Annotated in this window: 16 protein-coding genes; 12 read left to right on the top strand and 4 right to left on the bottom strand. The window is 61.1% G+C overall.

All coding sequences use genetic code 11. The features are described from left to right. The first annotated feature begins 2 nt into the window (after positions 1 to 2). From etfB to ACY4LX_RS31135, 5 genes are all read left to right on the top strand, one after another. Positions 3 to 773 (top strand): electron transfer flavoprotein subunit beta, encoded by a 771-nt coding sequence (gene etfB / locus ACY4LX_RS31155; RefSeq protein WP_149659640.1) that lies wholly within the window; start codon positions 3 to 5, stop codon positions 771 to 773. Between the two features lie 88 nt (positions 774 to 861). Next, complete coding sequence (locus ACY4LX_RS31150) at positions 862 to 1,428, top strand: N-acetyltransferase family protein (protein WP_463258695.1); 567 nt, start codon at positions 862 to 864, stop codon at positions 1,426 to 1,428. A 1,568-nt stretch (positions 1,429 to 2,996) separates the two neighbouring features. Further along, entirely contained in the window at positions 2,997 to 6,449 is a 3,453-nt protein-coding gene (locus ACY4LX_RS31145) for a GMC family oxidoreductase N-terminal domain-containing protein (protein ID WP_463258694.1), read from the top strand. A 141-nt stretch (positions 6,450 to 6,590) separates the two neighbouring features. Next, positions 6,591 to 8,450 (top strand): c-type cytochrome, encoded by a 1,860-nt coding sequence (locus ACY4LX_RS31140; protein WP_463258693.1) that lies wholly within the window; start codon positions 6,591 to 6,593, stop codon positions 8,448 to 8,450. Positions 8,451 to 8,477: 27 nt separating this feature from the next. Further along, on the top strand, positions 8,478 to 9,725 hold the full coding sequence (locus ACY4LX_RS31135) for a metallophosphoesterase family protein (protein ID WP_149659636.1): 1,248 nt from the start codon (positions 8,478 to 8,480) through the stop codon (positions 9,723 to 9,725). Between the two features lie 118 nt (positions 9,726 to 9,843). Here ACY4LX_RS31135 and gbcA read toward each other — a convergent pair whose 3' ends face one another. Then, positions 9,844 to 11,139, bottom strand: a complete 1,296-nt coding sequence (gene gbcA, locus ACY4LX_RS31130) for a glycine-betaine demethylase subunit GbcA (RefSeq protein WP_149659635.1) — start codon at positions 11,137 to 11,139, stop codon at positions 9,844 to 9,846. 282 nt (positions 11,140 to 11,421) lie between these two features. Between gbcA and gbcB the strand changes: the two genes are divergently transcribed. Beyond that, a complete protein-coding gene (gene gbcB / locus ACY4LX_RS31125) occupies positions 11,422 to 12,522 on the top strand; it encodes a glycine-betaine demethylase subunit GbcB (RefSeq protein ID WP_463258692.1) in 1,101 nt (366 codons plus the stop codon). A gap of 117 nt (positions 12,523 to 12,639) precedes the next feature. Here the strand turns inward: gbcB and ACY4LX_RS31120 are convergent, their stop codons facing one another. The 3 genes from ACY4LX_RS31120 to ACY4LX_RS31110 all read right to left on the bottom strand — a co-directional run bounded on the left by ACY4LX_RS31120 (position 12,640) and on the right by ACY4LX_RS31110 (position 15,504). Beyond that, positions 12,640 to 13,464, bottom strand: coding sequence for an SDR family oxidoreductase (locus ACY4LX_RS31120; protein WP_463258691.1), 825 nt, complete (start codon positions 13,462 to 13,464; stop codon positions 12,640 to 12,642). Between the two features lie 214 nt (positions 13,465 to 13,678). Then, entirely contained in the window at positions 13,679 to 14,212 is a 534-nt protein-coding gene (locus ACY4LX_RS31115) for an REP-associated tyrosine transposase (protein WP_149659631.1), read from the bottom strand. A 251-nt stretch (positions 14,213 to 14,463) separates the two neighbouring features. Then, positions 14,464 to 15,504, bottom strand: coding sequence for a threonine aldolase family protein (locus tag ACY4LX_RS31110; RefSeq protein WP_463258690.1), 1,041 nt, complete (start codon positions 15,502 to 15,504; stop codon positions 14,464 to 14,466). A gap of 131 nt (positions 15,505 to 15,635) precedes the next feature. Between ACY4LX_RS31110 and ACY4LX_RS31105 the strand changes: the two genes are divergently transcribed. From ACY4LX_RS31105 to ACY4LX_RS31080, 6 genes are all read left to right on the top strand, one after another. Further along, on the top strand, positions 15,636 to 16,352 hold the full coding sequence (locus ACY4LX_RS31105) for a TraX family protein (RefSeq protein ID WP_463258689.1): 717 nt from the start codon (positions 15,636 to 15,638) through the stop codon (positions 16,350 to 16,352). A gap of 306 nt (positions 16,353 to 16,658) precedes the next feature. After that, entirely contained in the window at positions 16,659 to 17,912 is a 1,254-nt protein-coding gene (gene glyA / locus ACY4LX_RS31100) for a serine hydroxymethyltransferase (protein ID WP_149659736.1), read from the top strand. 23 nt (positions 17,913 to 17,935) lie between these two features. Continuing rightward, positions 17,936 to 19,186 carry a sarcosine oxidase subunit beta gene (locus ACY4LX_RS31095; RefSeq protein WP_463258688.1) on the top strand — a complete coding sequence of 417 codons (1,251 nt, stop codon included), beginning with the start codon at positions 17,936 to 17,938 and terminating at the stop codon, positions 19,184 to 19,186. A gap of 14 nt (positions 19,187 to 19,200) precedes the next feature. Beyond that, positions 19,201 to 19,530: a sarcosine oxidase subunit delta gene (locus ACY4LX_RS31090; RefSeq protein WP_123410389.1), complete on the top strand. Its 330-nt coding sequence runs from the start codon at positions 19,201 to 19,203 to the stop codon at positions 19,528 to 19,530. Then, a complete protein-coding gene (locus ACY4LX_RS31085; RefSeq protein ID WP_463258687.1) occupies positions 19,527 to 22,544 on the top strand; it encodes a sarcosine oxidase subunit alpha in 3,018 nt (1,005 codons plus the stop codon). Before ACY4LX_RS31090 ends, ACY4LX_RS31085 begins: the two co-directional genes overlap by 4 nt. Before the next feature lie 131 nt (positions 22,545 to 22,675). Continuing rightward, positions 22,676 to 23,308, top strand: coding sequence for a sarcosine oxidase subunit gamma (locus ACY4LX_RS31080; RefSeq protein WP_149659627.1), 633 nt, complete (start codon positions 22,676 to 22,678; stop codon positions 23,306 to 23,308). Positions 23,309 to 23,394: the final 86 nt, after the last annotated feature.

Genomic DNA, 23,394 nt, shown 5'->3' with positions numbered 1-23,394 from the left:
TCATGAGTACAAAAGTCATCAGCCTGGTGTCCATCGGCGCCCACCCGACCTCTGGCCGGCCCCGCCGCGCCGAGCAGGACGCGCGCGCCGTGGAGCTGGGTCTGCAACTGGCTGGGGATAACCTGCAAGTGCTGCATGCCGGCGATGTTGCAGAACCGGCGTTGCGCGCCTATCTGGGCATGGGACTCGAACAACTGCACGTGCTGGAACAACCGTCGGGCGCCGATGCGCTGCCCGCGTTGACCGCTTATTTGCGTGATGCCGGGGCACAAGTGGTGCTGACAGGCAGCCAGGCGGAAACCGGTGAAGGTTCGGGCATGTTGCCGTTCCTGTTGGCCGAAAGCCTCGGCTGGCCGCTGGTGGTGGGGTTGGCTCAGGTGGAATCCATCGACGGCAATTCGGCCTTGGTCCTGCAAGCCTTGCCCCGGGGCCAGCGTCGTCGTTTGAAAGTGCGGTTGCCGTTCCTGGCGACTGTGGATAACGCCGCGCCGAAGCCTCGGCAAAGCGCCTACGGCCCGGCTCGGCGTGGGGTGTTGCAGGCGGATCAAGTCGAAGTCATCGACGATGAACTGCTGGCGGTCGCCACTTTGCAACCGGCCAAGCCACGGCCTAAACGCCTGAAAGTGATCAAGGCCAAAAGCGGCGCCGACCGCATGAAAGCCGCGACGGCCAAGGCCAGCGGTGGCGGTGGGCAAGTGCTTAAAGGCGTGACGGCGCAAGCCGGCGCAGAAGCCATCCTCAAACTGTTGATCGAAGAAGGCGTCGTCCGCTGATCGTTCCCACGCTCTGCGTGGGAATGCCGCCCGGGACGCTCCGCGTCCCTCTTTGCCGCCTGAGCTCGCCATCCTGTCGGAGAAAATAATGCCCGTTGAATTTCGTTCGGCCCTGCGCGCGGATGCGCGGGAGATTGCTCGTCTGTTTCAGATTTCATCGGAAGGCGCGGCGGATTACATCTGGAGCCAACTGGCCCGGCCCGGCCAGGATCTGCTGGACGTCGGCGCCAGTCGCTATGCCCGTGACGACGTCGATTTCTCTTACCAGAACTGCCTGATCGCAGAGGCCGGGGGCGAGGTTGTCGGCATGTTGCACAGCTACGTGATGCGTCACGATCCGCTGGCCGCGCCGGTTACCGATCCCGTCCTGGCGCCGTACGCCACGATGGAAATCCCCGACACCCTCTACATTTCGAGCCTGGCGCTGCACGAAGGCTGGCGCAATCAGGGCTTGGGCCAACAATTCCTCGCTTACGCTTACGACCGCGCCAATCAATTGGGGCTCAACGGCTTGAGTTTGATCGATTACGCGGTGAACACCGGCGCCCGGCGGTTTTATGAGCGGCATGGGTTTCGGATTGTCGATACCTGCCAGATCACACCGCATCCGATGATTCGGGTCACCGGTGAGGCCTATCTGATGTACCGGCCATAAGGCACGAACCAACCCCTGTAGGAGCAAAGCTTGCTCGCGAAGAGGCCATCACATTCAACATCGATGTCGCCTGACCCACCGCTTTCGCGAGCAAGCTCTGCTCCTACAAGTCGCGGGGGCCCAAGCCAACCCTCTGTAGGAGCAAAGCTTGCTCGCGAAGCGGCCATCACATCCAACATCGATGTCGCCTGACCCACCGCTTTCGCGAGCAAGCTCTGCTCCTACAGGTCGCGGGAGCCCAAGCCAACCCCCTGTAGGAGCGAAGCTTGCTCGCGAAGAGGTCATCCCATCCAACATCGATGTTGTCTGACCCAACGCTATCGCGAGCAAGCTTTGCTCCTACAAGTCGCGGGAGCCCAAGCCAACCCCCTGTAGGAGCGAAGCTTGCTCGCGAAGAGGCCATCACATTCAACATCGATGTCGCCTGACCCACCGCTTTCGCGAGCAAGCTCTGCTCCTACAGGTCGTGGGGGCCCAAGCCAACCCTCTGTAGGAGCGAAGCTTGCTCGCGAAGAGGCCAACCCATCCAACATCAATGTCGCCTGACCCACCGCTTTCGCGAGCAAGCTTTGCTCCTACAAGGGGATTTTCAGGATTTATGCACAATCCCTGTTAGCGCTTCTGTGGATAACATGTTCGTCCCTCGCTACACCCCATACAAACCGGGCCCTGCAACCCTCCGTACAAAAAACAACCAGCCTAACCTACGGTTTTTTCGGGCTTTTTCCCGAGGATAACTTTGCTCAGGAACCAATACTTGCCCCCAATCTCTGTTGGCGCTTCTGTGGATAAGATGTTCGCTGTCCGCTACAGGCTATATAAACCGGGCCTTTTAGGCGACTGATCAAAAAACATCCAAATCAACGAGTTCACGCACCAAACCCCTCGAAAACCCCGATTTATCGAAGCTTCCAGCGGTTTTCCACAGATCCGTCAAAGTTGCCCCCAAAGTCTGTTGGCGCTTCTGTGGATAAGGTGTTCGCCATCCGCTACACGCCATACATAACGTGCCCTCCAGGCTTTTGATCAAAAAACACCCAATCACCTCTGCAAACCCTGCTTCTGGATAAGTCACGGTTTTTCTTCAGTATTTATCAGGCTAATTCCAGGGAAACCCATAGTTGTCCCCATTTGCTGTGGGCGAAGGTGTGGATAACTTGTTCGCTAAACCCTGCAAGCCACGCCGTTCATAGGCCCGAACGCTATAGATCAGATTTCATACAGTTCTAAGGCACTTCCTTGACTTCAAACTGCCGCGTGTCTTCACTAACCAGTTACAAAAGGACAGCCGCCACTTATCCACATCTGGTTCAGGGAGAACGCGTGATGGATAGCCAGCCACACCGCTCGCACCCCATTCCCTGCACGACCTGCGTCCCGGCCGCCGCGACTTCGCTGCGCAAGCGAATCCATCGCCGGGCCGTCAATCAGCGTGCGCGTCTATAGCGCCAGACCTTTGCACTGACACAGCTTGCTGCCGCCGGGTTCGCCCGGTGGCCAGGTGTTCGTTCGCCCATTGATTGCAGGCAACCGCAGAGTTGCCCCATCAGCCTGAGAGGAAAAGAACCATGACCCGGATCGCTACGCCCATCAGCGACATCAAGGAACACTACGACGTGATCGTCATCGGCTCCGGCTATGGCGGTGGGATTGCGGCTTCGCGCCTGTCCCGGGCGGGCAAGCGGGTGTGCCTGCTGGAGCGCGGGCGGGAGATGCAGCCTGGGGAATACCCGAACACCATGATCGCGGCCACCGAGGAATTGCAGGTGCATGACCCGGACGGCCACATCGGCTCGCGCACCGGGTTGTTCGATCTGCACGTCAACGCCCAACAGAACGTGGTGGTCGGTTGCGGTTTGGGCGGTACGTCGCTGATCAACGCCAACGTGGCCCTGGAACCGGAGCCTGGCGTGTTCGACGATCCGCGCTGGCCGCTGGCGGTGCGTGAACATCGCGACACCTTGCTCAAGGACGGTTACGCCCGGGCTCGGGAAATGCTCAAACCGACGCCTTATCCCAGCACCTCCCCGGTGTTGCCGAAACTGGAAGCCAACAAGAAGTCGGCGGATTACCTCAAGCAAGGCGCGCACTTCTACCGGCCGCCGATTAACGTGACCTTCGACAAACTGGCGAACAACCTCAACCACGTCGGCGTCGAACAACTGCCGTGCAACCACTGCGGCGATTGCGTCTCGGGCTGTAACAACAAGGCCAAGAACACCACGCTGATGAATTATCTGCCGGACGCCTGGAACCACGGCGCGGAGATTTTCTGCCAGGCCGAAGTGCGGCATCTGGAGCGCGACGGCGATGGCTGGATCGTGCACTTCCAGTACCTGGACAGCGGCCGTGAGAAATTCTCGGCGCCAACGCTGTTCGTCAAAGCCGACATCGTGGTCGTTTCCGCCGGCACCCTGGGCTCCACCGAAATCCTCCTGCGCTCTAGGGACAAAGGTTTGTCCACGTCCAACCAGCTCGGCGAAAACATGAGCGGTAACGGTGACATCCTCGGCTTCGGCCACAACTGCGAACAGCCGATCAACGGCATCGGTTTCGGCGCCCATCCGGCCAAGGAACTGCAGCCAGTCGGTCCGTGCATCACCTCGATCATCGACATGCGCACCGAAGGCGACTGGCGCAGCCGCATGGTCATCGAAGAAGGCTCGATCCCCGGCGCCCTCGGCCGGCCGATGGTGCCGAGCATGGCCGGGTTCGCCGAGCTGATCGGCAAGGCCACCGACGACAGCTTCACCGGCAAGCTGAAATACAAGGAGCGCGAGGCCGAAAGCTTCCTGCGTGGCCCGTATTACGGCGCGCTGCACAACATGCAGACCTACCTGATCATGAGCCACGACGATGGCAAAGGCCGGATGGTGCTCGACAGCAAGGATCAACTGCGTATCGATTGGCCGGGCGTCGGCGAGCAGGAGAACGTCAAAATCGGCAACGAGCGCCTGCACCTGAGCACCAAGGCGCTGGGCGGGATCTGGGTCGAGAACCCGATCTGGACCAAACTGCTCAAGCACAGCATCGTTTCGGTCCACCCGTTGGGCGGCTGCGTGATGGGCGAGGACGCGGGGCAGGGCGTGGTCAACCACAAGGGCCAGGTGTTCAGCGGTGCGAGTGGCACTGATGTGTACGCCGGTTTGTACGTGACCGACGGCGCGGTGATCCCGACGTCCCTGGCGGTCAATCCGCTGCTGACCATCTCGGCGGTGAGCGAGCGCAACATGGGCCTGCTGGCGGCGGATCGCGGTTGGCAGATCGACTACACGCTGCCGTCAGCGCCGCGTAAACAGGTGGCGCCGCCGACGCTCGGCGTGCAGTTCACCGAAACCATGAAGGGCTACTTCTCCAAGGATTTCACCCAGGCCCAAGGCACCGACCTCAAGCTGTATGAAGCGGCGGCCACCCGTGGCGAAGCGGAAAACTCGCCCATCGAGTTCACCCTGACCATCACCGCCAACGACCTCAACCGCATGATCAAGGAACCGGAACATGCCGCGACCCTGGTCGGCACGCTGAATGCTCCGGGCCTGTCGCCGCAGCCACTGACCGCCAGCAACGGCGTGTTCAACCTGTTCGAGCAGTTCGAGGAACAGGTCGGCGTACGCCACATGAAATACGACATGAAACTGACCGCCGAGGACGGTCACGACTATTTCTTCAGCGCCTTCAAAACCGTGCCCGAAGACAACGGCGTGCTGAATATCTGGCACGACACCAGCACCCTCTACGTCACGCTGTACAACGGGCCGGACAAGACTGGCGCGGTGATTGGCTCCGGGGTGATGCACATCCACCCGACCGACTTCGCCAAGCAAATGACCACCATGAAAGTGCTTAACGCCCGCAACGAACGCGAGCGCATCGAAGGCCTGGCGCGGTTCGGCAAGTTCTTCGCCGGGATTCTCTGGGAGAGTTACGGCGGGGTGTTTGCTGGCGACATCTACTTCAACCCGGACGCGCCGCCGCGGCTGAAACGACCGCTGGATGCGCCGCCACCGAGCGTGCATTTCTTCCAGACCGAGGACAACGTGGAGCTGCGCCTGACCCGTTATCAGGGCGGCACTAAAGGCCCGGTGATGCTGGTGCATGGGTTGGGCGTGGGCTCGAACATTTTCTCCACCGACACCATCCAGACCAACCTGCTGGAATTCCTGTGCAAGCACGAGTACGACGTGTGGCTGCTGGATCTGCGGGTGAGCATCCTGCTGCCGGCGAGCAAGCAGGAATGGAACGGCGACCAGATCGCCGAGTACGACTTCAAAGCGGCCATCGCGCAGATCCGGCAGGCGACTCAGGCGAAAGATGTGCAATGCGTGGTGCATTGCTACGGCGCGACGACCTTCTTCATGTCGCTGCTGGCCGGGTTGCAAGGGGTGCGCTCGGTGGTTTGTTCGCAGATTGCGGCGGATACCGTGGTAGCGACGGCGACGGGGCTGAAGGCCGGGTTGCACTTGCCGGGGATGCTCGATGCGATGGGTGTGAAATCCCTCACTGCCTACGCCGACAACAAGGAAAACTGGTTCAACAAACTCTACGACAAAGCCCTCAACGGCTACGCGCGGATCGAGGCCCAGGGCTATTGCACCAACCCGGTGTGCCACCGCATCACCTTCATGTATGCGTCGCTGTACCGCCACGACACCCTCAACGAAACCCTGCACGACAACCTGCACGAACTGTTCGGCGAGTCGAACATGCACACCTTCGAACACCTGGCGCTGATCGTGCGCAAAGGTCATCTGGTGAACTTCAAGGGTGAAGACGTGTACATGTCGCATTTCGATCGGCTGAGCATGCCGATCTGTTTCATCAGCGGCGCGGACAACCAGTGTTACCTGCCGCAAAGCACGCTCAAGACCTTCGAGCGGGTGTGCAAGGCCCACGGGCCGGAGCGCTACAGCCGGCACGTGGTGCCGGGGTATGGCCACATCGACTGCATGTTCGGCAAGGATGCGGTGGTGGATGTGTACCCGATCATCCTGCAACACCTGGAGAAAACCGCTATCGGCTAGGCGGTAGACCGAGGCGACCCCTTCGCGGGCAAGCCTCGCTCCTACAAAAGCGACGCGAAACCTGTAGGAGCGAGGCTTGCCCGCGAAGGCGATTTACCAGGCGCTACACCTCTGCGGGTCTTGCACAAGGAAATGGATGATATGGACAGTTACATCCGCTGGTTTCAACGCTTCATCTGGCTAGGCATCGTGATGAACATGTTCTTCGCGCTGCCAGCCCTGTTTGCCCCGGCGCTGCTGACGTCGATGCTCGGCCTGCCGCCGCAACTCTCCGATCCCTGGCTGGAAAATGCCGGCATGTTGCTGGTGGGGATCAGCGTGTTCTACATGCCGTCGGGCTTCAACGCGCCGCGGTTCGTGGTGCATTCCTGGTTGTGCGTGTTGTCGCGGCTGATCGCCGTGGCGTTCTGGATCTACCTGATCAACACCAGCAACCAGGCCACGGTGTTCGTGCCGATGTTCCTCGGCGACTTGAGCATGTTCCTGATCCTCGGGATCCTGCTGTACCTCGGCACCACGCCGGCCACTCGGCCGTTGGCGCTGCTGTGCGACGGCTGGCGGGAGTGGCGCGCCGGATGGGCGCTGCGCTGGCAAAGCCACGGCTTCAAGGTCGGGACGCTGGTCGTGGTGCTGCTGCTGGGGTTTATCGGCTACGAAACCTGGTACCAAATGCTGCGAGTGGTGCCGGCAGAGAAATACGCCTCGGATGAAGACCACTACAAATACGCCGCCATCGGCCTCGGTATCGAAGCACGCATCCCGTATTACCTGTTCGCCGTACTGCCGCAGATGTGCCCGGAGAAACTGCCAAAACCTGGCGGCTACGAAGTCTTCGGCTTCCTATATGAAAACGGCAAGGACCTGCCCGTCGGCATGGCCAAGCGGCAGATCGGCTACCCGACCGTGGAGCCGAACTGCGCCCTGTGCCACACCGGTTCCTACCGCGCCAATGCCAGCGACGTCGCCAAAACGGTGGCCACCGCACCGGCCAACACCTTGCAACTCCAGGCCTTCCAATGGTTCGCCTACGATTGCGCGAGCGACCCGAAATTCACCACCGACGCGGTGATGACGGCGATCAACAGCAAGTTCCAGCTCGGCTTTTTCGAGCGGATTTACAACCGCTACCTGATCATCCCGATGGCCAAGAGCGCGTTGCTCGCGCAGAAACAGGCGTACGCCTGGCAGAAGCTGCGCCCACCTCAAGGACCGGGGCGCACCGACACCTTCAACCCGACCAAAATGGTGGTGTTCGGCTTCCCGGATGACTCGACCATCGGCACCGTCGACCTGCCGCAAGTCTGGAACCAGAAACCCCGAGAGTCGCTGTACCTGCACTGGGACGGCAACAACAACGACATCCACGAGCGCAACTACGCGGCGGCCATGGCCGTGGGCGCGACGCCGGAATCGGTGCTGCCGGAAAGCTTCAACCGCGTGACCAATTGGCTGCTCGGCACCCAGCCACCGAAGTGGCCGTGGGCGCTGGATCAGGCCAAGGTCGCCCAGGGCAAACCGGTGTGGGACAAGAACTGCGCCGGGTGCCATGAGTTCGGCCGCACCGATACCGGGCAAGTCACCACCAACATCGAGGAACTGGGCACCGATCCCCATCGCCTGGACTCGTTCACCACCGGTCTGGTGACCGCGTTCCACGGCTTCAAGAAACCGCCGTTCGACTTCAACGCCTATCGCAAGACCCAGAGCTACAGCAACACCCCGACCGACGGCATCTGGATGCGCGCGCCTTACCTGCACAACGGTTCGGTGCCGACCCTGTGGGATTTGCTGCAACCACCGGAACAGCGGCCGCCGGTGTTTTTCACCGGTTCCGACGTCTACGACCAGCAGAAGGTCGGCTTCGTCACCACCACCCAAATCCCGGGCGGCTTCAAATACGACACACGACTGGAAGGCAACCACAACAGCGGCCACCTGTATGGCACGCAGCTGTCGGATGTCGATAAACGGGCGCTCATCGAATTCATGAAAACCCTGTGATCCCACTACGGATGGAGGAAGGCCAACATGTCATTAGTCAGTCATTGGGAACATGAGTACGACAAGGTCAAGCTGCGCCTGCACGGGCTGTTCACGCGGCTGGAAATGTCGTGGAAGAAACTCGTCAGCGAGCTGGAGCCGCAAGAGTTCGAGGCCATTGTCGCGCTGCTGCAGCGCGGTCACGACCAGGCGCAATACGTGCTCAAGCACGGCGACTTGCCGGACGATGAACCGAGCGTGCCGTGGGAGTTGTCCCACGGCTTGTCGATCCTGCACATCGGCAACGCCACCCCGTTGCCGCAATCCACCGACGAGTTGCAAACCCGGGTGCTCAAGGACGGCAGTCTGCTCGGTTGTCGCAAGTGGGAACTGCTGGACTTGCTGTGGAGCGAGGCGTTGCTGAAGTGGATCGAAAACCTGCGCCATCACGCGCCGTTCGCCACCACCCCGGCGCTGATGAAAATGGACAGCGACGTGATTCTGGCGATTGCCGGCGACTGGGGCACCGGGCCGTTCGACAGCCATGCCCCGGCGGTGGCGGTGGCCAATCAGATGCAACTGGCCCAGGCCGATTTCACCATTCACTTGGGGGACGTGTATTACGCCGGCACTCACTCCCAGGAAGACGTCGACATGGTCGGCTGGCCCATGGGCAAGCACGGCTCGTTCACCCTCAATTCCAATCACGAGATGTACAGCGGCGCCCATGGCTACTACAAGGAACTGGCCAAGCGCTTCCCGACGCAGCAGGGCACCAGTTATTTCGCGTTGTACAACGATGACTGGCTGGTGGTCGGGCTCGACACGGCCTACGCCTCGGACGCGATCAACCTGTACATGGACGGCACGCTGAACAAAGAGCAGATCGCCTGGATGAAACAGCTGCCGCAGCGCAAGAAGATCATGGTGCTCAGCCATCACCAGGGCTTCGATATTTCCGGGCACAACAAGACGGCGCTGTATCAACCGGTGTGCGATGCCTTGGGGCGTGAGCCGGATTACTGGTACTGGGGGCATTTGCACAACGGCATCTGCTACGCCGCTCAGGGCGGGCTACATGCGCGGTGCGCCGGGCATGGGGCGATTCCGTATGGCAATGCCAGCGAGCTGAACGGGCATTCGCGGGTGTTGTGGTCGGAAACGGAGAATGCGCGGGACGAGGAATACCCGGATCGGGTGTTGAACGGTTACGTGAAAGTGCGGCTGGTGGGGGAGAACATCGAGGAGACGTTTATTGGCGAGGATGGGTCGGTGCGGTGGTCTTCCCTTAGATGATGATCGTTCCCACGCTCTGCGTGGGAATGCCTCTTCGGACGCTCCGCGTTCGGCTCTTGGGACGCGGAGCGTCCCGGGCTGCGTTCCCACGCGGAGCGTGGGAACGATCAGGCTCAGGTCAGCCCTGAACCGGCACGCCTTTGAGGTAAGGCGCAGGCTCCGCCCCGAGGTTGTTCAACAACCGCTCGCTGTACCAATCCACAAAATTCACCACGCCAAACTCATAGGTCTTGGAGTAAGGCCCAGGCTGGTAAGCCGTGGAGTTGATCCCGCGCTGGTTCTCTTCCGCCAGGCGCCGGTCCTGGTCGTTGGTCGCATCCCAGACTTTGCGCATGCGCTCGACGTCGTAATCCACGCCTTCGACGGCATCCTTGTGCACGATCCACTTGGTGGTGACCATGGTTTCCTGTGCGCTGATCGGCCACACGGTGAACACGATGATGTGGTCGCCCATGCAGTGGTTCCACGAGTGCGGCAGGTGCAGGATGCGCATCGAACCGAGGTCCGGGTTCTTGATCCGGCCCATGAGTTTGGCGCAGCCCTGTTTGCCATCGAGGGTCATCGACACGGTGCCCTTGAGCAGCGGCATGCGCACGATGCGGTTACGCAGGCCGAAACTGGCGTGGGCGTAAGGGATCTTCTCGGCTTCCCAGGCGGCGGCGGAGGCGGCGACGTGGTCCTTGAACGCCTGGTCGGCGCGCGGGTCGGTGACGTCGTCCCATTCCAGCAGGGTCTTCAGCAGTTCCGGGTGCGACGCGTTGCAGTGGTAGCACTCGCGGTTGTTTTCCAGCACCAGTTTCCAGTTGGCCTTTTCGAACAAGGTGGTCTGGATCGCCACCTTGGTGTTCTCCATGTCGTACGGTTCCATGTAATGGTTCAGCGTCGACAGGAAGTCATCAATGGCCGGCGGGTTTTCCGACAGGCTGATAAAGATGTAGCCGCCAGCGGTCTTCACGCTCACCGGTTTGAGGCCGTACTGCTTCATGTCGAAGTCGGCGCCCATTTCGGTGCCGGCGAACAGCAGGCGACCGTCCAGCTCGTAGGTCCACTGGTGGTAATGGCAGACCAGCTTGGCGACTTTGCCTTTTTCACTGGTGCACAGCCGCGAGCCACGGTGGCGGCAGACGTTGTGGAATGCGTGCACCACGCCGTCGGCGCCGCGGATCACGATGATCGGGTTCTTGCCGACTTGCAGGGTCAGGTAGTTGCCCTTGGCCGGGATTTCGCAGGTCATGCCGGCGATCAACCACTCTTTCTGGAAGATCTCCTGCATATCGATATCAAACAGCCGTTCGTCAGAGTAAAACGGCTGTGGCAGCGAGAAAGTGCGCTCGCGCTCTTGCAGCATCTGCGCGGTGGCCTTGCGTGCGGGTTCCAGCGGATCGCCCAGGCTGATTTTTGCGGTGACGTCCATCGATTTGATCCTCAAGGCCTTTCTGTGAGGCCGGCGAAAGTGGCTGATACGGTTACATCGCAAGGCGTAAAGAAACTGTAGTTGTGTGGAGCGAGTGTGGGGCCGGCGCATCCCAGAACCTTATCCATGGGCGACATGGCCCAATCTGTTCCCGACGCGCAACCCCCGGTAGTTGGGGGCTGGTCGCGATAAGTATGTGAATGTCGCAGATAGGTAAATGGGTGGCTCGCGCTATACGCAGAATCGCCAACATAAGGCCGACCATCGGCGGTGGAGAACAGCATGTCCAACAGCTTCCTGAATCCGGTAACCACCCAGACCTGGGCCAATGGTCGACACATCGTCCGTTGCGTCAAAGTCATCCAGGAAACCTGGGACGTGCGCACCTTCTGCTTTATGGCCGATCAGCCAATCCTGTTCTTCTTCAAGCCCGGGCAGTTCGTGACCCTGGAGCTGGAAATCGACGGCGTGCCGATCATGCGTTCCTACACCATTTCCAGTTCGCCGTCGGTGCCGTACAGCTTTTCGGTGACCATCAAGCGCGTGCCGGGGGGCAAGGTCTCCAACTGGTTGCACGACACCCTGCACGAAGGCCAGGAGCTGGCGGTGCACGGGCCGGTCGGGCTGTTCAACGCCATGGACTTCACCGCGCCGAAGGTGCTCTACCTCAGCGGTGGCGTCGGGATCACGCCGGTCATGTCCATGGCGCGCTGGTTCTACGACACCAACGGCAACGTCGACATGGTGTTTATCCACAGCGCCCGTTCGCCCAAAGACATCATCTATCACCGCGAGCTGGAACACATGGCGTCGCGGATCGATAACTTCAGCCTGCACCTGATCTGCGAGAAGCACGGTCTGGGCGAGCCATGGGCCGGTTATCGCGGCTACCTGAACCACAAGATGCTGGAACTGATGGCGCCGGACTTCATGGAGCGCGAAGTGTTCTGTTGCGGCCCGACGCCGTACATGAACGCGGTCAAACGTATGCTCGAGGCGGCCGGTTTCGACATGAGCCGTTATCACGAGGAATCCTTCGGCGCCACGCCAGCGGAAGCCCGTGCCGATGCGGTGGAACAAGCCGAAATCGCTGCCGACGCGCCGGAAGTCGATCTGGCGGACCTGCATCAAGTCGAATTTATCTCGTCCGGCAAGAGCATTCGGGTGGCCCCGGGTGAAACCGTGCATGCGGCGGCGGCCAAGCTGGGCTTGCTGATTCCAAAGGCGTGCGGGATGGGGATCTGCGGGACATGCAAGGTGATGAAGCTGGGGGGCGAGGTCGAAATGGACCACAACGGCGGGATTACCGAGGAAGACGAGGCCGAAGGATTCATCCTGTCGTGCTGCAGCGTGCCGAAGGGCGACGTGCGGATCGATTTCTGATGCTCGCGCAATAACCTTGTAGGAGCTGTCGAGTGAAACGAGGCTGCGATCTTTTGATCTTGTTTTCAGGATCAAGATCAAAAGATCGCAGCCTCCGGCAGCTCCAGGGTTCGCTTTTCAGTCGACAAACAGATCCGGCATCAGTTTGTCGATGCAGCCCGGTTCAAACCGATAACCCTCGAACTCCGTCACTCCGCTTTCGCGCAAAACCTCCTCATCAATCAACAACCGCCCGGTCATGCTGCGACCGCTGCTGTCCAGAATGATGTGCGCGGCATCCGCCATGATCGCCGGCGTTCGTGCGTGTTTGAACGATTCTCGCGAGCCGAGCTGAAACTCGATGGCCGCCGTGGCGATCATGGTTTGCGGCCATAGCGAGTTGACGCTAATGCCGTAATTGGCAAATTCCTCGCTCATTCCCAGCGTCAGCATGCTCATGCCGTACTTGGTCACGGTGTAGGGGCTGTATTGCGCGAACCATTTCGTCGCCAGGTTCAGTGGCGGCGACAGGTTGAGGATGTGGCCATTGGATTTTTTCAGATAGGGCAGGGCCGCCTGGCTGCACAGCAGCACGGCGCGGGTGTTGATCTGGTGCATCAGGTCGAAGCGCTTGAGTTCGATGTGTTGCACGCCGGTCAACTTGATCGCCCCGGCATTGTTGACCAGCGCATCAATCCCGCCGAAATGTTCATTGGCCCGGGCCAGGGCCTCCCGCACCGCGACTTCATCGCGCACATCCACCTGCAGCGCCAACGCCTGGCCACCCGCCGCTTCAACTTCCTGCGCCACGCTGAAAATCGTCCCCGGCAACTTGGCATGCGCCTCGGCACTTTTGGCCGCAATCACAATATTGGCCCCGTCCCGCGCGGCCCGCAGCGCAATCTCGCGCCCAATGCCGCGGCTGGCGCCGGTGATGAACAGAGTTTTGCCTTGAAGGGACATGGGTGCGCTCCTGATTGTTATTGTCTGAGCGAATTAATGTAGTCCAAGACGCGTGGCACGATGATCGACGATGATCGTTCCCACGCTCCGCGTGGGAATGCCTCCAGGGACGCTCCGTGTTCCAGCTTCACCGCCAGCGCAAGGCCAGACTCCGCTTGTGACGCGGAGCGTCACGGGCTGCATTCCCACGCGGAGCGTGGGAACGATCAACGTGTCAGTACCACCGCTGTATTTCGATCAGTCCTTCCTGGCCTGCGTAATCTCGGGCGCTTGAGTACCTCCACTGTTCCGGTAAGTCCACATACCCACGCTTCACCGGGTTGTAATGGATGTAATCCAGCTTCTGGCGCATCACTGTTTCGCTGAGCACCATCTCGGCATGTGAACCCTCCTGCCACAGCTGATAAACGCGATCCTTCTTGTGCGCCCGTTTACTGAACCGCAGACGCTGCAATGCGCGTTCAGCCCCTTTGCTTTGCAAATCGTCCAGGATTTGTCGGGCAGTGAAGGATTTGAACTGGTGGAGGCATTTACTCAGGTCTGGAGCTTGCGCGACGAAGTGCAGATGGTTTTCCAGGACCACATAGCCATACAGCTTTAAATCCTGATGCGTTTGCTGATAGCGCCAGCAATTGAGCAGGTGATCGACGATATAAGGCCGGATGAACAGCGGGAGCCATTCCAGGAGGGTGCAGGTGAGGAAGTGGGGTTTGTCAGGTTCGGTGATGGTGTAGCGGCTTCGGCCCATAGGTGCATTCCATTGCGAAGGGATGACTAGGGTGAGCCGGGTTTTGACGTCAGGCTAGCGGACGGCGCCGCGAAGCGCGTGGGAAATGGCGACGCGCCTCCACTGATCGTTCCCACGCTCCGCGTGGGAATGCCTCCAGGGACGCTCCGCGTTCCAGCTTCACCGCCAGCGCAAGGCCAGACTCCGCTTGTGACGCGGAGCGTCACGGGCTGCATTCCCACGCGGAGCGTGGGAACGATCGGTGTCGGGGCTTAGCGGGACATGACTTCGCGGATGTCCGTTGCGAGTTCGCGTACGCGCTCTTCTTCGGTGTCCCACGAGCACATGAAGCGCGCGCCGCCGTTGCCGATGAAGGTGTAGAAGCGCCAGCCCTTGGCGGTCAGGGCGGCGATGGCCGGTTCCGAGAGTTGCAGGAACACGCCGTTGGCCTGTACCGGGAACATCAGTTCCACGCCCTGGATGTCGCTGACCAGTTCCGCCAGCAGTTGCGCGCAGCGGTTGGCGTGTTGGGCGTATTTGAGCCAGGCGTCGTTCTCCAGGATGCCGACCCACGGGGCCGAGAGGAAACGCATCTTCGAGGCCAGTTGCCCGGCCTGTTTGCAGCGGTAGTCGAAGTCTTCCGCCAGTTTGTGGTTGAAGAACAGGATCGCCTCGCCCACGGCCATGCCGTTTTTCGTGCCGCCGAAGCACAACACATCGACGCCGGCCTTCCAGGTCAGGTCCGCCGGGGTGCAACCGAGGAAGGCGCAGGCGTTGGAGAAGCGCGCGCCGTCCATGTGCAGGTTCAGGCCCAGCTCTTTGCAGGTGACGCTGATGGCGCGGATTTCTTCCGGGGTGTAGACGCTGCCGACTTCAGTGGCCTGGGTCAGGGTCACGACGCGGGGTTTCGGGTAGTGGATGTCCTGGCGCTTGAGCGCGACTTCGCGGATCGATTCCGGGGTCAGCTTGCCGTTTTCAGTGCGCGCGACCAGCAATTTGGAACCGTTGGAGAAAAACTCCGGGGCGCCGCATTCGTCTGTTTCGACGTGGGCGGTTTCCGAGCAGATCACGCTGTGGTAACTCTGGCACAGCGACGACAGGGCCAAAGAGTTAGCGGCAGTGCCGTTGAACGCGAAGAACACTTCGCAGTCGGTTTCAAACAATTTGCGGAAATCGTCGGACGCGCGGGCGGTCCATTCGTCGTCGCCATAGGCGCGCTGGTGGCCGTGGTTGGCCTGTTCCATGGCTGCCCAGGCTTCAGGGCAGATACCGGAATAGTTGTCGCTGGCAAATTGTTGGCTCTTATCGGTCATGGCCTGATTCCGTGTTCAAGGCCCTTATGGTGAAGGGACTTGTGGTCAATGATGGTGCGCACTTTACCGAAGATCGTCCGGGGAGCACACGCAGTGATGCTGTCAGAAATGTACACAGTTGACGGGCAATTATGCACATGACGCCACGGGACGGCGCGCTGGATCTGCTCAAGTGGCTGGCGCTGCTGAGCATGGTGCTCGATCACCTGCGATATGTCGGTTACTCCGTCGATTTTCTGTATGTGCCGGGGCGGTTGGCGTTTCCGTGGTTTTGTCTGGCAATGGCGGCGAATCTGGCGCGGGCGCGTGCAGCCACTGCAACGGGTCAGTGGCGTTACCTGGGGTGGTTGATCGTATTCAGCGCCATCAGCGAAATTCCCTACCGGATCTACATTCCTGACCCCGACACGTTCAACGTGATGCCCACGCTGGTGCTCGGCCTGTTGGTGGCGCGGGGCTGGCAGCAGCCGACACTTCAATCGCGATGGCTGGCGATCGGCGCGGTGTTGCTTGCGCTGGTGTTCCCGGAGCGACTGATGTTCGGTTTCTTCGGCGTGCTGTTGCCGCTGGCGATGCTGCTGGTGATCCGCCGGCCCTGGTATTTCAGCCTGTTGCCGGGGCTGGTGTGCCTGGCGGCGAATCAATGGCAGGTGCTGTATGGCGCGGCGCGGATGGGGAACAGCGCGGCGATTTTCGGTATTGCCGCTTGTCTGATTGCGCCATTGCTGGGATTGCTGCTGTTGCGACACGCCAGTCGCCTCAAGCCACCGCCCATGCGTCGTTTGGCGTACGCGCTCTATCCCGCGCACTTTCTGCTATTGCTGGCACTACGCCAAATCATCGTCTGATCCGATCACCTGTGGCGAGGGAGCTTGCTCCCGCTGGAGGCCGAAGGCCTCCCAAACCCAGGCAGCGCGGTGTATCAGACATCAGGTGTCGGCCGGGTTTGGGGCTGCTACGCAGCCCAGCGGGAGCAAGCTCCCTCGCCACAAAGGCCAGCCATTTTGATCCATGTCGTAAACGCACCTTTGCGTGGCGTCCATAGGCATTTGACCTGTCTGCGCCGGTCATACCATCGCATCCAAAGGGCACTGCCGAAAGGTACGTGCCTCACCGAGACGAAAGGCGCACAAGCCGCCGCTGGGAGAGACGCGATGTTCAGCAAGCAAGACCAGATCAAGGGCTACGACGATGCACTGCTGGCGGCGATGAATGCCGAGGAGCAACGCCAGGAAGATCACATCGAGCTGATCGCGTCAGAGAACTACACCAGCAAACGCGTCATGGAAGCGCAAGGCAGTGGCCTGACCAACAAATACGCCGAAGGTTATCCGGGCAAGCGCTACTACGGTGGCTGTGAGCACGTGGACAAGGTCGAGGCCCTGGCCATCGAACGCGCCAAGCAACTGTTCGGCGCCGATTACGCCAACGTCCAGCCGCACTCAGGTTCCTCCGCCAACAGCGCCGTTTACCTGGCCCTGATCCAGCCGGGCGACACCATTCTCGGCATGAGCCTGGCCCACGGCGGTCACCTGACCCACGGCGCCAAAGTGTCGTCCTCGGGCAAGCTCTACAACGCCGTGCAGTACGGTATCGACACCAAGACCGGTCTGATCGACTACGACGAAGTTGAACGCCTGGCCGTCGAGTGCAAGCCGAAAATGATCGTCGCCGGGTTCTCGGCTTACTCCAAGACGCTCGACTTCCCGCGCTTCCGTCAGATCGCCGATAAGGTCGGTGCGCTGCTGTTCGTCGACATGGCCCACGTGGCCGGTCTGGTCGCCGCCGGTCTGTACCCGAACCCGCTGCCGTACGCCGACGTGGTCACCACCACTACCCACAAGACCCTGCGCGGTCCACGTGGCGGCCTGATCCTGTGCAAGGCCAACGAAGAGATCGAGAAAAAGCTCAACTCCGCCGTATTCCCCGGCGCCCAGGGCGGCCCGCTGATGCACGTCATCGCCGGTAAAGCGGTGTGCTTCAAGGAAGCGCTGGAGCCTGGTTTCAAGGCTTACCAACAACAAGTGATCGACAACGCCCAGGCCATGGCCGGCGTGTTTATCAAACGCGGCTACGATGTAGTGTCCGGCGGTACTGACAATCACCTGTTCCTGGTCAGCCTGATCCGTCAGGGCCTCACCGGTAAAGATGCGGACGCCGCCCTCGGTCGCGCCCACATCACCGTGAACAAGAACGCTGTGCCGAACGATCCACAGTCGCCGTTCGTGACCTCGGGCCTGCGCATCGGCACCCCGGCGGTGACCACGCGCGGCTTCAAGGTCACCCAGTGCGTGACGCTGGCCGGCTGGATCTGCGACATCCTCGACAACCTCGGCGATGCCGACGTTGAAGCGAATGTGGCGCAGCAAGTGGCAGCCCTGTGCGCGGACTTCCCGGTTTATCGCTGAGCGCGGTTTTGGAGTAAATGACTATGCAACGCTATTCGGGCTTCGGCCTCTTCAAACACTCCCTCAGCCATCACGAAAACTGGCAGAAAATGTGGCGCACGCCGACCCCGAAAAAGGTCTATGACGTGGTCATCGTCGGCGGTGGCGGGCATGGTCTCGCCACGGCTTACTACCTGGCCAAGGAACACGGCATCACCAACGTGGCCGTGGTCGAGAAAGGCTGGCTGGGCGGCGGTAACACCGCGCGCAACACCACCATCGTTCGCTCCAACTACCTGTGGGATGAGTCGGCGCACCTGTACGAACACGCGATGAAACTGTGGGAAGGCCTGTCCCAGGACCTGAACTACAACGTGATGTTCTCCCAGCGCGGCGTCTACAACCTGTGCCACACCCTGCAGGACATCCGTGATTCCGAGCGTCGGGTCAGCGCCAACCGCCTCAACGGCGTGGACGGCGAACTGCTGGAAGCCAAGCAAGTGGCCGACGAGATTCCGTACCTCGACTGCTCGAAGAACACCCGCTACCCGGTGCTGGGCGCCACCGTCCAGCGTCGCGGCGGCGTGGCCCGTCACGATGCCGTGGCCTGGGGCTTTGCCCGGGCCGCTGACGCACTCGGCGTGGACCTGATCCAACAGACCGAAGTGATCGGTTTCCGCAAGGAAAACGGCGTGTGCATCGGCGTGGAAACCAACAAGGGCTTCATCGGCGCCAAGCGCGTCGGTGTGGTGACTGCCGGTAACTCCGGGCACATGGCCAAGCTCGCCGGTTTCCGTCTGCCGATCGAATCCCACCCGCTGCAAGCGCTGGTGTCCGAGCCGATCAAACCGATTATCGACAGCGTGATCATGTCCAACGCCGTGCACGGTTACATCAGCCAGTCCGACAAGGGCGACCTGGTGATCGGCGCCGGTATCGACGGCTACAACGGCTACGGCCAGCGTGGTTCGTACCCGGTGATCGAGCACACCATCCAGGCCATCGTCGAGATGTTCCCGGTGCTGTCCCGCGTACGCATGAACCGGCAGTGGGGCGGCATCGTCGACACCACGCCGGATGCGTGCCCGATCATCTCCAAGACGCCGGTCCCGAACATGTTCTTCAACTGCGGTTGGGGCACCGGTGGCTTCAAGGCGACACCTGGCTCGGGCAACGTATTTGCCGCGAGCCTGGCCAAGGGTGAAATGCACCCATTGGCCGCACCTTTCTCCATCGACCGTTTCCACAACGGTGCGTTGATCGATGAACACGGCGCTGCTGCGGTTGCCCACTAACAGGAGAAATCCCCATGTTGCATATCTTCTGTCCTCACTGCGGCGAGCTGCGCTCTGAAGAGGAATTCCATGCATCCGGCCAGGCGCACATCCCGCGTCCACTGGATCCTAATGCCTGCACCGACGAGGAGTGGGGCGACTACATGTTCTTCCGCGATAACCCTCGCGGTCTGCACCATGAGTTGTGGATTCACGCCGCCGGTTGCCGTCAGTACTTCAACGCGACCCGCGACACCGTGACCTACGAGATTCTCGAAACCTACAAGATCGGCACCAAGCCCCAATTCACCGACAAGACCGATAGCCCGAAAGCGGCGAGCACGGCTCTGGGAGAGAAGGTATGAGCCAGACCAATCGCCTGTCCAACGGCGGACGGATCGACCGCAACAAAGTGCTGAGCTTCACCTTCAACGGCCAGGTCTACAAAGGTTTTGAAGGCGACTCCCTGGCCGCAGCCTTGTTGGCCAACGGCGTGGATATCATCGGTCGCAGCTTCAAATATTCCCGTCCGCGCGGCATCTTCGCCGCCGGTGCCGAAGAGCCGAACGCGGTGCTGCAGATCGGCGCCACCGAAGCTACGCAAATCCCCAACGTGCGCGCCACGCAACAAGCGCTGTACCAGGGTTTGGTCGCCACCAGCACCAACGGCTGGCCGAGCGTGAACAACGACATGATGGGGATTCTCGGCAAGGTCGGCGGCAAGCTGATGCCGCCGGGTTTCTACTACAAAACTTTCATGTACCCGCAATCGTTCTGGATGACTTACGAGAAGTACATTCGTAAGGCCGCCGGCCTTGGCCGCTCGCCGACCGAGAACGATCCGGACACCTACGACTACATGAACCAGCACTGCGACGTGCTGATCGTCGGCGCCGGCCCTGCTGGCCTGGCCGCTGCATTGGCCGCTGCGCGCAGCGGTGCTCGCGTGATCCTGGCCGATGAGCAGGAAGAGTTCGGCGGCAGCCTGCTCGACTCCCGGGAAAGCCTCGACGGCAAACCGGCGACCGAATGGGTCGCCAGTGTCATCGAAGAACTGAAAAACACCCCGGACGTGCTGCTGTTGCCCCGCGCCACGGTCAACGGTTACCACGACCATAACTTCCTGACCATTCACGAGCGTCTGACCGATCACCTCGGCGACCGCGCCCCGATTGGCCAGGTGCGCCAGCGCATCCACCGGGTTCGCGCCAAGCGTGTGGTCCTGGCGACCGGCGCCTGCGAACGTCCATTGGTTTACGGCAACAACGACGTGCCGGGCAACATGCTCGCCGGCGCTGTCTCGACTTACGTGCGCCGCTACGGCGTGGCGCCGGGCAAGAAACTGGTGCTGTCGACCAACAACGATCACGCCTACCGCGTGGCGCTGGATTGGCTCGACGCCAGCCTGCAAGTCGTGGCCATCGCCGACGCTCGCAGCAATCCGCGTGGCGCTTTGGTTGAAGAAGCCCGCGCCAAAGGCATCCGCATCCTCACCGGCAGCGCCGTGATCGAGGCTCGCGGCACCAAGCGCGTGACCGCTGCTCGCATCGCCGCGATTGATGTGAAGGCCCACGCCGTGACCAGTCCTGGCGAATGGCTCGATTGCGATCTGGTTGCCACTTCCGGCGGTTACAGCCCGGTGGTTCACCTGGCTTCGCACCTGGGCGGCAAGCCGACCTGGCGTGAAGACATCCTCGGTTTCGTGCCGGGCGAAGCCCCGCAGAAACGCGTGTGCGTCGGTGGCATCAACGGCGTCTACGGCCTCGGCGATTCGTTGGCCGATGGTTTTGAAGGCGGCGCCCGCGCCGCCAGTGAAGCCGGTTTCGGTGTGGTCGAAGGTTCCTTGCCCAAAGCCCTGAGCCGCCTCGAAGAGCCGACCCTGGCGCTGTTCCAGGTGCCCCACGAAAAGAACACCGCACGGGCGCCGAAGCAATTCGTCGACCTGCAAAACGACGTCACCGCCGCCGCCATCGAACTGGCAACCCGCGAAGGCTTCGAGTCGGTCGAGCACGTCAAACGCTACACCGCGCTGGGCTTCGGCACCGACCAAGGCAAGCTCGGCAACGTTAACGGCCTGGCCATCGCCGCCCGTTCGCTGAACGTGACCATCCCGCAGATGGGCACCACCATGTTCCGCCCGAACTACACGCCGGTGACCTTCGGCGCCGTGGCCGGTCGTCACTGTGGGCACATCTTTGAACCGGTGCGTTTCACCGCGCTGCATCACTGGCACGTGAAAAACGGCGCCGAGTTTGAAGATGTCGGTCAGTGGAAACGTCCTTGGTACTTCCCGAAAAATGGCGAAGACCTGCATGCCGCCGTCAAACGCGAATGCAAAGCCGTGCGCGACAGCGTCGGCCTGCTGGACGCTTCGACCCTGGGCAAGATCGACATTCAAGGCCCGGATGCCCGTGAGTTCCTGAACCGCATCTACACCAACGCCTGGACCAAGCTCGACGTGGGCAAGGCGCGCTACGGTCTGATGTGCAAAGAAGACGGCATGGTCTTCGACGACGGCGTAACCGCTTGCCTCGCCGACAACCATTTCGTGATGACCACCACCACCGGCGGCGCGGCGCGCGTGCTGCAATGGCTGGAAATCTACCAACAGACCGAATGGCCAGACCTGAAGGTGTACTTCACCTCCGTGACCGATCACTGGGCAACCATGACCCTGTCCGGGCCGAACAGCCGCAAGCTGCTCAGCGAAGTCACCGACATTGATCTGAGCAACGAAGCCTTCCCGTTCATGACCTGGAAAGAAGGCCTGGTCGGCGGCGTGCCGGCGCGGGTGTTCCGGATTTCGTTTACCGGTGAGCTGTCGTACGAAGTCAACGTGCAGGCCGACTACGCCATGGGCGTGCTCGAAAAAATCGTCGCGGCGGGCAAGCAGTACAACCTGACCCCGTACGGCACCGAAACCATGCACGTACTGCGGGCCGAGAAGGGCTTCATCATCGTGGGCCAAGACACCGACGGTTCGATGACCCCGGACGACTTGAACATGGGCTGGTGTGTCGGTCGCACCAAACCGTTCTCGTGGATCGGCCAGCGCGGGATGAATCGCGAAGACTGCGTGCGTGATCAGCGCAAACAGTTGGTGGGCCTGAAGCCTATCGATCCGACCAAGTGGCTGCCGGAAGGGGCACAACTGGTGTTCAACACCAAGCAAACCATCCCGATGACCATGGTCGGTCACGTGACCTCCAGCTACCTGCACAACTCCCTCGGTTATTCGTTTGCCATGGGCGTGGTCAAGGGTGGGTTGAAGCGCATCGGCGAGCGGGTGTTCGCACCGCTGGCGGATGGCAGCGTGATCGAGGCGGAGATTGTTTCTTCGGTGTTCTTCGATCCGAAGGGTGATCGCCAGAACATCTGACACCTGATCGTTCCCACGCTCTGCGTGGGAATGCATCCCGGGACGCTCCGCGTCCCAAGAGCGGACGCAGAGCGTCCATGGCGGCATTCCCACGCAGAGCGTGGGAACGATCCACAAAAGAAAGGTGCTTTATGACCGCAGCCAATGTTTACCAACAACGCCCAACCACCGGGGCCAAGGCCGAGTCGTCGCTGCATCACGCCGACCTCGCCAGCCTCGTGGGCAAGGGCCGTAAAAGCGCCGGCGTGATCGTGCGTGAGAAAAAACTCCTCGGCCACCTGACCCTTCGTGGTGATGGCCACGATGCCGCGTTCAGCGCCGGCGTGCACAAGGCCCTGGGCATCGAGTTGCCCGGCGCGTTGAGCGTCATCGTCAAAGGCGAAACCAGCCTGCAATGGATGGGGCCGGATGAGTGGCTGCTGATCGTGCCGAGCGGCGAAGAATTTGCCGCCGAGCAAAAGCTGCGTGAAGCGTTGGGCGACCTGCACATCCAGATCGTCAACGTCAGCGGCGGCCAGCAGATCCTCGAACTGAGCGGCCCGAACGTGCGCCAGGTGCTGATGAAATCCACCAGCTACGACGTGCATCCGAACAGCTTCCCGGTGGGCAAGGCAGTCGGCACGGTGTTCGCCAAGTCGCAACTGGTGATTCGCCACACCGCTGAAGACACCTGGGAACTGCTGATCCGACGCAGCTTCTCGGATTACTGGTGGTTGTGGTTGCAGGATGCGGCCGCCGAATACGGGCTTAGCGTCCAGGCGTAATGATCGTTCCCACGCTCTGCGTGGGAATGCATCCCGGGACGCTCCGCGTCCCAAAGCGGACGCAGAGCGTCCATGGCGGCGTTCCC

Source organism: Pseudomonas sp. Emmai (genome assembly GCF_055179735.1).
The sequence above is the reverse complement of the archived record's forward strand: the minus strand, read 5'-3'. Positions and strand labels throughout refer to the sequence as shown.